Genomic DNA, 13947 nt, shown 5'->3' on the forward strand with positions numbered 1-13947 from the left:
GCTGAGGACTTTATGTCATTTCGATTCATGGAGTATGAACCGATGAACATTTTAGTTTTGGGTAATGGCGGTCGTGAACATGCGTTGGCATGGAAAATCGCGCAAGATGAAAAAGTTGCAAAAGTTTTTGTTGCACCAGGTAATGCAGGAACTGCAACAGAAAACAAATGTGAAAATGTTGCACTCAACATTTTAGATAATGCTGCAATTATCGACTTTGCAAAAAATAATGCAGTAGATTTGATTATTGTGGGTCCAGAAGCACCGCTTGTAAATGGTGTAGTTGATGCTTGTCGCGCGGCAGAGCTTCAAATTTGGGGCCCAACTCAATTTGCTGCCCAGCTAGAAGGCTCAAAAGCTTTTGCTAAGCACTTCTTAAAACGCCACAACATTCCTACTGCGTTCTACGATGTATTTACTGAAGTCGATGCAGCGAAAGCATTTGTTGAAAAAAATGGCGCGCCAATCGTGATCAAGGCCGATGGTCTTGCTGCGGGTAAAGGCGTGATTGTAGCTATGACCAATCAAGAAGCTTTTGATGCGATTGATGACATGTTGGCGGGCAACAAGTTTGGTGATGCCGGTTCACGTGTTGTGATTGAACAGTTCCTTGCAGGTGAAGAAGCATCTTTCATTTGTATGATTGATGGCGACAACATCTTACCAATGGCAACTTCACAAGATCACAAACGTATCTTTGAAGGCGACCAAGGTCCAAACACGGGCGGTATGGGTGCTTACTCTCCTGCTCCAGTGGTTACAGCTGAAGTATTTAATCGTGCAATGACTGAAATTATGCGTCCAACTGTGGAAGGCATGAAAAAAGATGGTCATGTTTACACAGGCTTCTTATATGCAGGCCTCATGATTGATGAACAAGGTCAACCTCGTGTAATCGAATTTAACTGTCGTTTTGGTGATCCTGAAACACAACCGATTATGATGCGTTTAAAATCATCATTGGTCGATCTGGTTGAAGCTGGTATTGCAGGTAATCTTCCAGCAGAAGCTGAATGGGATGAACGCAAATCAATTGGTATTGTTCTTGCAGCAGAAGGCTACCCAGAAACCGTTCGTCAAGGTGACGTCATCTCTGGTCTTGGCCAATCTCCTGAAAACACAAAAATCTTCCATGCAGGCACAACAATGAGTGCCGACGGTCACATCTTGACTGCAGGTGGTCGTGTTTTATGTGTCACAGCTCTTGGCGATACCGTACTTGAAGCGCAAGTCAATGCTTTAGAAGTTTGTGGTCAAGTTACATTTACGGGTATGCAATATCGTACAGATATTGGTTATCGTGCTATTGCGCGTGAAAATGCTTAAAAACACTCATACTTTAAAAACCCGCTAAATGCGGGTTTTTTATTGCAAACCGCTGCGAAGCTTTTTTAGCTGTCTCGGTGTTACACCAAACCAATTTTTACAAGCACGGCTTAATGCTGACTGCTCGGAAAAACCCAGTACAGAAGCGATTTGACTCATCGACGCTTTTGAGTCTGCTAAATATTGCAATAACAGCTGTTGTCTGAGTTTATCTCGAATCTGCTCAAAGCTAGTTCCCTCTTCATCCAATTTACGTTGTAAGCTTCGAGGATGCATCGCAAGCATATTTGCAATATCAGTTTTATTTGCTTTTGGGCCCGATAAATGAATACGAATCGCATGTCGAACACGATCGCTAAATGAACCTTGATGACTGCGAAAACTCCGCTCCAGATAACTGTCTACAATTTCCCGTAAGCCATGATCTATGCTGTCTAAAGTAATATTCAACATATCTTTATGGAAATACAAAGCTGCATGTTGTTGATCGATCATGACTTCCGCATGAAAAAATCGTTTATACACATTTAAGGGAGCAACTGGACTATGTGGCAGTGCAACTCTCAGTGGCTGATAACGTTCGCCACTTAAATAACGAAGAACCCGATGGCACACAGCGAGCCCCATATCCATGGTTTGTCGTTTACTCAAAATACGTGTAGCGTCATGTAGCTGAATATCAAAAATAAGTTCAACAATATTCGAGTTGGGCTCAAAAATATCTGTACGAGCACGGTCATTGATATATAAGCGTAAAGCAGAGCCATGCAAAAATAGCAAATCTGAACTGTATTTAATCACCTCATGAAGTGTCGATGCACTTTGTAAGATCAGCCCCAGTACACCTAAAATACCAATGTCCTGATACTGGGAAATACGCAAACCTAAATCCGCAGACTTGGCGTGTTGCGCACTTTCTTCAAGAAGTTGGATCAGTGCGGTATGTGAAATCCATGCATTGTCATCTTGTAATTGCGCAAGTTGAATCCCATGCTTGATCAGCAACGGCATTGGGTCAACGCCTAGTTGTTGCATTACTTCTAAATAACCACGTAGCCCTGAACTATGCACCATATCATCATGGATATTTTTTGGGTATTCAACTTCGCTTGAATCATCCTGATTCATTCCAACAATCCTTGTCTCAATCCGTCAAAAAATTGACTCATTCCGTCAAGTTAGCATAAAAAAGCCACGGCAGAATAGCCCCATGAGCAATTTATTTGTTCATAAATTTTGCACATCAAACACACAACAAGATGATGCGACTAAATGTAGCACATGGATATGAAAACTGCATTTTTCACCAAGGATAAAACAAGGAAAATCGAATGAATTTCAAGAATGTAACAGTTGCAGGTAGTGGCGTATTAGGCTATCAAATTGCTTTTCAAACAGCATTTCATGGCTTCAAAGTATCAGTTTATGACATCAATGATGAAGTACTTGCTAAAGCCAAAGCTAAATTTTATGAATTATGCGAATGCTATAAACAAGACCTTAATGCGACTCAAGAACAACTAGACAATACTTTCAATAATTTGAGCTATCATTCTAACCTTGCAGAAGCAGTAAAAGATGCGGATTTATTAGTTGAAGCCGTGCCTGAAGATGCGAATATTAAAACTGAGTTTTATAAACAACTCAGCCTAGTAGCTCCTGAAAAAACCGTATTTGCAACCAATACATCTACAATGCTACCAAGCCATTTCAAGGATCTTACTGGTCGTCCAGAAAAATTTTTAGCACTTCATTTTTCTAATAAAATCTGGACTTTTAACATGGCAGAAATTATGGGCCATGCTGGAACTGACAAAAAAGTATTCGATGATGTAGTTGAGTTTGCTAAAGCAATTGGCATGATGGCTTTACCAATTTACAAAGAACAACCAGGTCACCTTCTGAACTCTATGTTGGTTCCATTTTTAATTTCAGCAACCGAGCTTTGGGTGAAAGAAGTTTCAGATCATGAAATGATTGATCGCGCTTGGATGAAATCTTTTGGCTCACCGTTGGGCCCATTCGCGATCTTAGACATCATTGGTATTAACACAGTTTACAACGTCGCAAAATTAAATGCAGAAACCAACCCAAATATGACTCCACTTATGGAGAAATTAGATGCTGAGTTTATTAAACCAGGCCATTTAGGTATGTTTGCTGGTAAGGGCTTCTACAGCTATCCAAACCCGACTTATGCATCTGAAGATTTTCTAAAATCATAATTAATTCATTAGCTGAGTTAAATTGGTACGATACACACTCAATCTAATGTCTTCATTCGGATCGAGTGTGTATCTTATTTTCAAGTTAAAATGCTGCGAAGAATAGTCAAACAAATTTCTTAATGCATAATGATGTAATACCTAATTCAGATAAGAAATATAAAACAAGCATATTGCCATTTACCCCTTTTATCTATTTTTTGTATTTAGTTTGGATAAAATCTTATAAAGCATAAAATTTATGCAAATTATTATTTTTAAACAAATTAATTAAAAATAATATATTGTTTTCATTATAAAATTACACACAACTTACAGAATCCTAATCTTTAAATAAGATAAGTATTGAACTTTTATGCTCTATATCGAATATTAGTTTGTTGGTATGATGTGCAAAATTTAACGATTGAGCAGAGATGTTTCTAGTGAGTTGAAAAAATTAATCTTTTTCAAAGTGAACGCCTATATTCGACTGATATCGAATTGCACACTTGCAAAACTCACATTACAGTCAGATGCATCAAATCAGGCATACCTGATTTAAAATCAATTGATCTCTCTATTGTTCAGCTAAGTTAAGCCTCATTTAGATGCTTACTCGGGAAGAAAAAATGAAAAAAATTCTAGGAATTGCGCTGGGTTTATCTGTTGCTTTGACCGGTTGTAGCAAACCTGAAGCACCTGCAACAGATGCGGCTAAAACGGATACTGCAGCAGCTGAGCAAACAGTAACCATCGCATCGACTGGTTCTGATGCTGATATTTGGCGCCACATTGCAACTTTGCCAGAAACTAAAGCAGCTGGCTTAAAGTTAGACATTAAGAACTTCACTGACTATGTTGCAATGAACACTGCTGTTGCAAACAATGAAGTCGATGTAAACGCATTCCAATCTTATGCTTACCTTGTAGCATATAACGAAGCGAACACAGCGAAGATTGCCCCTCTTTCAACGACCTACCTAGAGCCAATGGGCATCTATTCAAGCAAAGTCAAAACACTGGCTGAATTTAAAAATGGTGCAACGATTGCGATTCCAAATGATGGTGCGAACGAATCACGTGCATTGTTATTATTACAATCTGCGGGTCTAGTGAAGTTAAAAAATGACTTTGACTTCGTGAAAGGCACTTCGAAAGACATCGTTGAAAACAACAAAGCTCTCGTCATCAAGCCTATTCAAATGGCAACGGCTGTACGTGTGAAAGACGAAGTTGATGCCATTGTTTTGGGTAATACCCTTGCAATGGAAGGTGGTCTAAACGTATTGAAAGATGCGATTTACTATGAACCAATCGATCAAACCACAAAAATGAACGTAAACGTTCTTGCGGTGGCTGAAGCGCGTCAAAACGACCCTGTACTGAAAAAAGTCGGTGAGCTTTACCATGTCGCTGCAGTAGGCAAATATGTTCAAGAACATTTTGGCGGCACAAAAATTGATGTGAACAAGCCAGTAAGCTACCTTACTCAAGCTAAATAGTAATATAATCAAATCAACGAAACAGGCAAAGTCTCTTTGCCTGTTTTTTCATTTTTGTGTAGTTTTTGACGATATGATTCAATTTAAAAACATTTCAAAGCACTATCAGTTGAAGGGCCAAACCATTCCTGCACTGGACCAAATCAATTTGGACATTCCAGAAGGCAGTATTTTTGGCGTTATTGGCTATAGTGGTGCAGGTAAAAGTACCCTCATTCGTTTGATCAATTTACTTGAACGCCCAACTCAAGGCCAAGTGATTATCAATCAAAAAGACTTTACTGCATTAGATGCAAAAGCATTACGTCAAGAACGTGCAAATATTGGCATGATTTTCCAGCATTTTAATTTACTGCAAACCAAAACCGTTGCAGCCAATATTGAAATGCCCATGAAACTTTTAGGTTATAGCAAAGCTGAACGTGAAAAACGTTTGAATGAGCTACTTGAGTTTATTGATCTCAAACACAAAAAAGAAGCTTATCCAGACGAGCTCTCGGGTGGTCAAAAACAACGTGTCGGTATTGCACGTGCGCTTGCCAACCATCCTAAAATATTACTTTGTGACGAAGCGACTTCTGCACTAGACCCACAAACCACCAAGTCTGTCTTGGACTTGCTCAAAAAAATCAATCAAGAGCAAGGCATTACCATCGTCATGGTGACACATGAAATGGATGTGATCCAAAGCATCTGCTCACATGTAGCCGTAATGGAACTCGGTAAAGTGGTTGAAACTGGAAAAACAGTGGACCTGTTTAGTCGTCCGCAACATGCAACGACACAGAATTTTATTCAAACGATTTTGCATCAACAACTACCGATTAAGCTTCTGAATAACCTCGAACATAAGCACCATCACAGTATTTACCGCTTACAATTCCTGGGTAACTCTGCACACGAAACCGTAATTCAAAACTTAATTAAACAGTTTGATATTAGTCTCAATATCCTGTTTGCCAATATGATTGAAATTGATGGCAATGTGATTGGGCAAATGTTTGTTCAACTCTTGGGCGATGAAAGCCTGATCGCTGAAGCGGTTGAGTTTTTAAAACAACATGGTGTGGCTGTTGAACAATCAGGAGAGCTGGCATGAGAGATTTAATTGTCCAGTGGTTAACTCAAATCACAGCACCTTTTTGGAAAAGCTCTTTATCAATTGATCAGTTTATTACTGCTTTGCAAGAAACATTTCATATGGTGTTTTTTGCAATGCTATTTGGCTGTATTTGGGGCTTTATTCAGGCCATCATTTTATTGGTCACACGTCCTGATGGTATTTTGCCAAACAAAGCGATTTATCACAGCCTGAACCCGATTGTGAATGCTCTGCGCTCTCTACCCTTTATTATTTTGCTGATTGCGGTTTTACCTTTAACCAAACTCATCGTCGGAACATCGATTGGCACGTGGGCTGCAATTGTTCCGCTCACCATCTATGTCGGACCATACATTGGTCGTTTGGTGGAAACTTCATTACTTGAAGTGAATGAGGGCATTATCGAATCTGCACAAGCAATGGGTGCAACTCCGCTACAAATCATCTTTAAGTTTATTTTACCTGAAGCACGCAGTTCACTGATTTTAAACTTAACCACAGCCACCATCAGCTTAATTGGTGCAACCGCGATGGCCGGTGCAGTGGGTGCAGGCGGTATTGGCGACCTTGCTATTTCTTATGGTTATCAACGTTTTGACACCAGTGTCGTGATACTCACAGTAATTGTGCTGTTGATCATGGTGCAAATTGTACAGTCTGTCGGGGATTGGTTATCGAGAATTCGTTAATCTCATCCTATAAAAAAACACTCTGAATTCAGGGTGTTTTTTTTACCAAAAACTTTTATAATTTAATTAAATTTCCATTTAAATCAAAATAATATGAATCATAACAATAGCAAGACAACAGTAATTCAAGACTTCAATGGTCTGTCTATCACAATTCCAACTTCTATACCTAAGCTGGTTTTAATCCTTAGCACCCTAATACTCTCGTTCATACTCTATATTGGCTTATATGAGGATGCAAAAAACTACTTTTCAACCATAGATTATAGTGACTATTTCCAAATCATCATTGCTCTCGGTCTTGTATTTATCATTGTCAATTTCATCAGAATATGGCTTTGGTTGCTCTTTGGAAAAGAAATTATTGAGATCACAAATCAACATTTAAAAATGAAAAACTCTATTCTAGGGATCAGCATATCTAAAATCATCCCTATCTCAGAAATCACACAAGTGAGTGTCAATAGCAATCCAAACAAACAACAACCGGGTAAAATTCTACTTCATCGTGGAACAAAGGTGATTGACCTTGGCAATTTCATTCGTGCTGAAGAATCAGTATATCTCGTTCAACTGATGAACAATAAACTCGATAAAATAAAGGCATCTTAGATCCAAACTTATCAACACTATAATGATGGCGATATCAATAATCGCTTTAGCATGTCGTCTAGCTATATGCACAACTCATCTCAAAGCATATTTATGAGATGAGTCATCAAAACTTAAGCATTTCCCTGCTTTTTCAAACTGAAATCTAAATTCCCATGTTAAACTATTCAGCGGTTTTTGCAGGGACTCACTTATGCACTTTGTACATCTTGGTATTCATACAGAATTTTCAATCACAGAATCAATTGTACGTATACCTGATTTAGTCAAAGCTGCTAAGGCAGAAGGTATGCCAGCCCTTGCCATTACTGACTTATCTAACTTACACGCTGCTGTAAAATTTTATGGTAAATGCTTAGATAATGGTATCAAACCGATTATGGGTTCAGAAGTTCGCTTGAACGATGCTGAACATCGCGTGACATTATTGGCGATGAGCAATGTTGGCTGGCGTAATCTAACCGAACTGGTTTCAGAAGGTTTTATCCGAGGTCAACAGCTTGATATTCCTTGCGTTGCAAAAGACTGGATTTTAGAACAAAACCATGACCTGATTGCACTACTTGGCATGCGATCTGATGTCGGCAAAATGCTCTGTACATCGAATCCACAAAAAGCCGAACCTTTACTCGAAGAATGGATTGCAAAATTTGGCAATCGGGTTTATTTGGCTCTATGTCGAACAGAACGCTCAGGTGAAGATGACTTCAACTATGAAGCCTTAAAACTGGCTAAAAAGTACAATATTGGTGTAGTTGCGCACAACGATGTGCACTTCATGAAAGAAATCGACTTTGAAGCACACGAAGCCCGAGTCTGTATTGCCGATGGTTATGTATTAGGGGATAACCGCCGACCAAAAAATTACTCTCCAGAGCAATATTTTAAATCTGGCCAACAAATGGCGGAATTATTTGCAGACATTCCCTCTGCAATTGAAAATACTTATCAAATTGCCAAACGTTGTAACGTCACGCTGCAATTAGGTAAATACTTCCTGCCTGACTACCCTATTCCTGAAGGCCATACCATCGACACCTACTTTGCACATTTATCTAAAGTAGGTTTAGAAGAACGTTTAGACTTTTTATATCCACCTGAAACGCGTGATGAATACTGGCCTCAAAAACGTAAAGAATATGATGACCGTTTAGAGTATGAAATCGGTACCATTCTTAAAATGGGTTTCCCGGGCTACTTCTTGATTGTCATGGACTTCATCCAATGGTCCAAAGGTAATGGCGTTCCCGTTGGTCCAGGCCGTGGTTCAGGTGCAGGTTCACTTGTTGCCTACAGCTTAAAAATTACGGATCTCGATCCTCTCCCATATGGGCTGCTGTTCGAACGCTTCTTAAACCCAGAACGTGTTTCAATGCCCGATTTCGACGTCGATTTCTGTATTGCTGGTCGTGACCGCGTGATTGACTATGTGGCGCGTACATACGGACGCGATGCAGTATCACAAATTGCCACTTTCGGCACCATGGCAGCCAAAGGTGCGATTCGTGATGTGGCACGTGTCTTGGGTAAATCTTATGGTTTGGCAGACCGAATCTCAAAAATGATTCCGACCAAACCTTTAGGTTTAAGCCTCGAAGAATCCATTGAAGCAGAGCCACAACTTAAAGACATTGTCACTAACCCATCCAACCCAGACAATGACGATGCTGCTGAAATTTGGGAAATGGCATTAAAACTCGAAGGCATTACCCGTAACACAGGTAAACACGCAGGTGGCGTGGTCATTTCCCCGACCAAGATTACCGACTTTTCTGCTGTTTTGTGTGATGCCGATGGTACAGGCCGTGTTGCGCAGTACGATAAAGACGATGTTGAATCGGCAGGTCTAGTGAAGTTCGACTTCTTGGGTCTACGTAACTTAACGGTCATTGAAGATGCCGTTAAGAATATCAATAAGCGCATTCAGCTAGATGTGCCTTTAGACATTGCGTTCATTCCGCTTGATGACAAAGATGCATACCTTATCTTTGCCAATGCCAACACCACAGCGGTCTTCCAGTTTGAATCCGTGGGCATGAAAAAAATGCTCAAAGAAGCACGTCCAAGCAAATTTGAAGAAATTATCGCCTTCGTATCCCTTTACCGTCCGGGTCCGATGGACCTGATTCCAGACTTTATCCACCGTATGCATGGTGGCGAGTTTGAGTATCTTCACCCCCTACTTGAAGGTGTACTTGAGCCGACTTACGGCATTATGGTTTACCAAGAACAGGTCATGCAGGCAGCACAGTATTGTGCGGGCTATAGCTTGGGTGGCGCGGACTTACTTCGTCGTGCGATGGGTAAGAAAAAGCCCGAAGAAATGGTCAAACAGCGCCAAATTTTCACGGAAGGAGCAGCGAAAAAAGACATTGATGAAGCCACTGCCAACCATATCTTTGACTATATGGAAAAGTTCGCAGGTTATGGTTTTAACAAATCACATGCCGCAGCCTATGCCCTTGTAGCTTATCAAACTGCATGGCTCAAAGCGCATTATCCAGCTGAATTCTTAGCAGCGGTGATGTCATCGGAAATGCAAAACACCGATAACGTGGTGTTCTTGATTGATGACTGTCGACACAACGATATAGAGGTATTGCCGCCTTCGGTCAATATGTCTATCTATCAATTCCATGCTTCGGACGACAAAACGATCGTCTATGGGCTCGGTGCAATTAAAGGCGTCGGTGAAGCGGCGATGCAGTCGGTTATTGACTCGCGTATTCAAGATGGGCCGTATCGTGACTTATTTGATTTCTGCCATCGTATTGATCTGAAAAAAATTAATAAGCGGACTTTAGAAGCGTTGATTCGATCAGGTGCTTTAGACTGTCTCGGCATTGAACGCTCAAGTTTAATGGCGCAATTACCTGAAGCGGTACAAGCGGCTGAACAAGCTCGCTCAAACCGTGAAACAGGCATCATGGACTTGTTTGGTGAGGTTGAAGAAGTACAACGTAAACCCGCTAAACCCGTTAAACCTTGGTCAGATGAAGTCCGTCTCAAAGGTGAGAAAGACACCCTAGGTTTGTATTTAACCGGCCACCCAATTGATGTCTATCGCACTGAGTTGAAAGCGTTTATTCCGAATAAAATTAATGAACTTACCCCAACCCGTCGTGGTGTTACTACGGTTTTTGCAGGTCTCGTGGTTGATGTAGCTAACTTCCCGAACCGAATGATGGTGACGTTGGATGATGGTACCTCACGAATTGAAGTCTCTGCGAATCATGAACGCTTTATGCGTTTTAAAGACATCATTCAAAATGAAAAAGTCGTGGTAATTGAAGGCGAAATTTACGAGCGTGAAGGTTTTGACCGTCCAATGGGACGCTTAACCAAAGCATTTACTCTGAATGAAATTCGTCAAAAACGCGCCAACTGTATTCAAATTCGTCTCGACCCAACACATAGTACAAAAACACAGAGTCAAGATTTAAAAAATATACTTGCACCCTTTTGTAATGTCGATATGTGTAATCACATTCCGCTGCAATTGCTGTTGGACTACCCGTATGCCACGGCTGAATTGCACTTAGGGATCAATTGGAAAGTGGCACCGCTGGATGAACTACTTTCCAAACTCCGTGACTATTTTGGTAAAGAAAATCTTCATGTGGAATATCAAGTCAAATCCAAAGCAGCCAAAGCGGTGAGCTATGAAGAAGCCAAACCTGTAGATGTACCACCGCCCCCTGCGGATATGAGCATGGATGATGCCATGGACTTATATCAAGCTGAAGTCGGTCAGTTCTCTTAATTATTTAAATTTTAAAGATTCATTGGAAAAATCATGAGCCAATTTGACAATGCCGCTGTTTCAGCGCATCTCTCCCATGTGCGTATTGTCATGGTCAATACCACACTCCCTGCGAACATTGGTAGTGCACTGCGCGCCATGAAAACAATGGGACTCTCAAAGCTGGTGTTGGTTGCGCCAAAAACCTATCCACATCCGGATATAGATGCTTTAGCTGCGGGTGCAACTGATTTAATCGAGCAGATTGAAATCGTTGAAACCCTTGCCGATGCCATCAAAGACTGCCATTTAGTGTTTGGTACCAGTGCGCGTAGTCGTACCATTCCTTGGCCTTTGCTAGACGCACGTCCCGCAGCTGAAAAATCAATTTCAGCAGTGGTGAATGATCAGCAAGAGGTTGCTGTTGTATTTGGCCGTGAAGACCGCGGGCTAACCAACGAAGAACTAGCCATGGCCAACTACCATGTCACCATTCCTGTAAATACAGACTATGGTGTACTAAATGTGGCTCAAGCCATTCAAGTGATTTGTTATGAAATGCGTATGGCCACACTGGCTAGTGTGGAAAGCACTGAAGATGAAGCTGCAACCATGCCTGTAACAGATACAGAGTCTATGCAGTGGGATGAGCCTTTGGTCACACATGAGCAAATGGAACAGTTCTACCCGCACATTGAAAAAATGTTGGCCGAGATTGAATTTTTAGATCCAAAAAATCCTCGGTTACTGCCTTTACGCTTGCGTCGTCTTTTTGGACGTATACAATTAGATCGTATGGAATATCATTTACTTCGTGGTATTTTTAGTCGAGTACAAGCTTTAAATAATGGCACATGGAAAAAGTCAAATACGGATCAAACAGAGGATCAATCTAATGCTTAAACAGCTCAAAGAAGATATACAAGCTGTATTCGCGCGCGATCCTGCGGCACGAAACACTTTAGAAGTTCTGACCACATATCCAGGTATTCATGCTTTGATTATGCACCGTATGGCGCATGAGTTATGGAAAAAAGAATGTAAAGGCTCAGCACGTTTATTGTCTTCTTTTAGCCGTTTTGCAACAGGTATTGAAATTCACCCGGGTGCTAAAATTGGTCGTCGTTTTTTTATTGACCATGGCATGGGCGTCGTGATTGGTGAAACCGCTGAAATTGGCGACGATGTGACCCTATATCATGGTGTCACTTTAGGTGGAACTACATGGAATAAAGGCAAACGTCACCCGACCTTAGAAGACGGCGTGGTAGTTGGTGCTGGTGCTAAAATTTTAGGCCCTTTTACTGTCGGTAAAAATGCGAAAGTCGGCTCAAATGCAGTCGTCACCAAAGCTGTTCCAGCCGACACGACCGCAGTTGGTAATCCTGCACGCTTTATTTCTAAAGATAAACCGAAAGATGAAGCAGAAACACGTCGTCGCGATTATGCAGAAAGTATTGGTTTCCAACCTTATGCTGCAACGCAAGACCAGTCTGATCCAATTCTTGAAGGTATGCGTGTTCTACTTGACCGCATTCAGTTGAATGAAAAACGGATGAATACCCTTTGCCAACGTTTGTCTTTACTTGATCCAACTTTTAAAAAGCAACAACAAAATGAACAACCCTTTAGTGCTGAAGAATTGAAAATTTTGGAAGATGTACGCCGCGAATGTGAAGCTCAAAGCCTGCCATCTAACGACTAAACATGAAAAGTGTTAGTTTTTGAAAACCTGCCTATAGCAAACCTTGCATGTTCATCAGAGTTTTTTTAGACTGACGAACATGCCTTTTATACCACTTCTTAAAATAATGAATGGAAGAACCTTATGATGCTTAAACCCTTAGCGGTTGCTGTTCTTGCTGTCTCGTTTTTAACAGCGTGTAGCTCAAACCCAACGAAGAATAACAACGATACCATCGTTTTTACAGAGCCTGAATTAACTGCACCATTTTATGCACTCAATCCATTTAATTATGATGCGCCACCTCCATTTGAAATTAACTTAAAAAAAGCAGCGGCTCAGCCTGTAACAAAAATGGAAGTGACTCGCTCTGACGATCCATCTAAAAAAATGGTTTTAGACACCAATAAACTGATTATTCCAACCATAAACAGCAAAGACCGTCAATTAAAGTTTGCCGTACTGGCAGGCGACAATGAAGTCGACATTACTGAAATTGATGACTTCTTACAGTTGGTTGAAGGCAAAGCCCGTCACTACCCACCGCGCTTTACGGAACGCCAAGAACGTAAAGGTTTTGAGTTAAAACTAAAAGAAGTGACACAACAGCTTGATACGTTAGCATCGAAAGACAATGCTTCATTTGATGTACTGGTTCGTGCATTCAAAGCCAGCGTTATGGCACGTAATTTAGACCTTGGTTCAGTCTATACCACCAAGTCTTTAGCTTATGCACAGCGTATTTTAAAAATTAACCAAGAAGACCCTGAAGCAAACTTCTGGTTCGGTTTTGCTTTGTCTGAAGGTGGTGGTCAACGCGAAGCGATGCCATACCTCGATAAAGCAATGAAAGCTGGTGTTCAAGAAGCCTATTTAGCGACAGCAAATAACTACATTGCTATGGAACAAAAGAAAAATGCGGTGCAAACCTTGAAAAACTACAAACTGAAATATCCACAAGAAGCCGAAGTTGCAGATCGCTTGATTAATGAAATTGAAAAACAAGGTCGTTGGAATGTTTGGCAAGTTCTAAATACTGCAAAATAATTCTATCACTTCTGATGTACCTAAAAATAGACCGAA

The 13947-nt window shown here is 40.8% G+C and carries 11 protein-coding genes; 10 read left to right on the forward strand and 1 reads right to left on the reverse strand.

The window, feature by feature from the left end; all coding sequences use genetic code 11:
• Nucleotides 1-42 precede the first annotated feature (42 nt).
• On the forward strand, nucleotides 43-1326 hold the full coding sequence (gene purD, locus JZ787_RS10670) for a phosphoribosylamine--glycine ligase (RefSeq protein WP_279669888.1): 1284 nt from the start codon (nucleotides 43-45) through the stop codon (nucleotides 1324-1326).
• Between the two features lie 39 nt (nucleotides 1327-1365).
• Here purD and JZ787_RS10675 read toward each other — a convergent pair whose 3' ends face one another.
• Nucleotides 1366-2454 carry an AraC family transcriptional regulator gene (locus tag JZ787_RS10675; RefSeq protein ID WP_234964471.1) on the reverse strand — a complete coding sequence of 363 codons (1089 nt, stop codon included), beginning with the start codon at nucleotides 2452-2454 and terminating at the stop codon, nucleotides 1366-1368.
• 203 nt (nucleotides 2455-2657) lie between these two features.
• Between JZ787_RS10675 and JZ787_RS10680 the strand changes: the two genes are divergently transcribed.
• The 9 genes from JZ787_RS10680 to JZ787_RS10720 all read left to right on the forward strand — a co-directional run bounded on the left by JZ787_RS10680 (nucleotide 2658) and on the right by JZ787_RS10720 (nucleotide 13911).
• Nucleotides 2658-3551, forward strand: coding sequence for a 3-hydroxyacyl-CoA dehydrogenase (locus tag JZ787_RS10680; protein WP_168158877.1), 894 nt, complete (start codon nucleotides 2658-2660; stop codon nucleotides 3549-3551).
• 611 nt (nucleotides 3552-4162) lie between these two features.
• Nucleotides 4163-5035, forward strand: coding sequence for a MetQ/NlpA family ABC transporter substrate-binding protein (locus JZ787_RS10685; RefSeq protein WP_159152837.1), 873 nt, complete (start codon nucleotides 4163-4165; stop codon nucleotides 5033-5035).
• A 73-nt stretch (nucleotides 5036-5108) separates the two neighbouring features.
• Nucleotides 5109-6134, forward strand: a complete 1026-nt coding sequence (locus JZ787_RS10690) for a methionine ABC transporter ATP-binding protein (protein ID WP_126037103.1) — start codon at nucleotides 5109-5111, stop codon at nucleotides 6132-6134.
• Complete coding sequence (locus JZ787_RS10695) at nucleotides 6131-6826, forward strand: methionine ABC transporter permease (protein WP_004982094.1); 696 nt, start codon at nucleotides 6131-6133, stop codon at nucleotides 6824-6826. The genes JZ787_RS10690 and JZ787_RS10695 overlap by 4 nt, the downstream gene beginning before the upstream one ends.
• 93 nt (nucleotides 6827-6919) lie before the next feature.
• Nucleotides 6920-7438, forward strand: a complete 519-nt coding sequence (locus JZ787_RS10700) for a hypothetical protein (RefSeq protein ID WP_004982095.1) — start codon at nucleotides 6920-6922, stop codon at nucleotides 7436-7438.
• Nucleotides 7439-7631: 193 nt separating this feature from the next.
• The gene (gene dnaE / locus JZ787_RS10705; protein WP_346312271.1) at nucleotides 7632-11201 is read left to right on the forward strand and encodes a DNA polymerase III subunit alpha; all 3570 of its coding nucleotides are present in this window, start codon (nucleotides 7632-7634) and stop codon (nucleotides 11199-11201) included.
• 33 nt (nucleotides 11202-11234) lie between these two features.
• On the forward strand, nucleotides 11235-12083 hold the full coding sequence (locus tag JZ787_RS10710; protein ID WP_168158881.1) for an RNA methyltransferase: 849 nt from the start codon (nucleotides 11235-11237) through the stop codon (nucleotides 12081-12083).
• Entirely contained in the window at nucleotides 12076-12885 is an 810-nt protein-coding gene (gene cysE, locus JZ787_RS10715) for a serine O-acetyltransferase (RefSeq protein WP_004696365.1), read from the forward strand. The genes JZ787_RS10710 and cysE overlap by 8 nt, the downstream gene beginning before the upstream one ends.
• 123 nt (nucleotides 12886-13008) lie before the next feature.
• Complete coding sequence (locus JZ787_RS10720; RefSeq protein WP_148825800.1) at nucleotides 13009-13911, forward strand: hypothetical protein; 903 nt, start codon at nucleotides 13009-13011, stop codon at nucleotides 13909-13911.
• Nucleotides 13912-13947 lie beyond the last annotated feature (36 nt).

The organism is Acinetobacter sp. BWR-L5 (assembly GCF_039655985.1).
GTDB lineage: Bacteria > Pseudomonadota > Gammaproteobacteria > Pseudomonadales > Moraxellaceae > Acinetobacter > Acinetobacter johnsonii.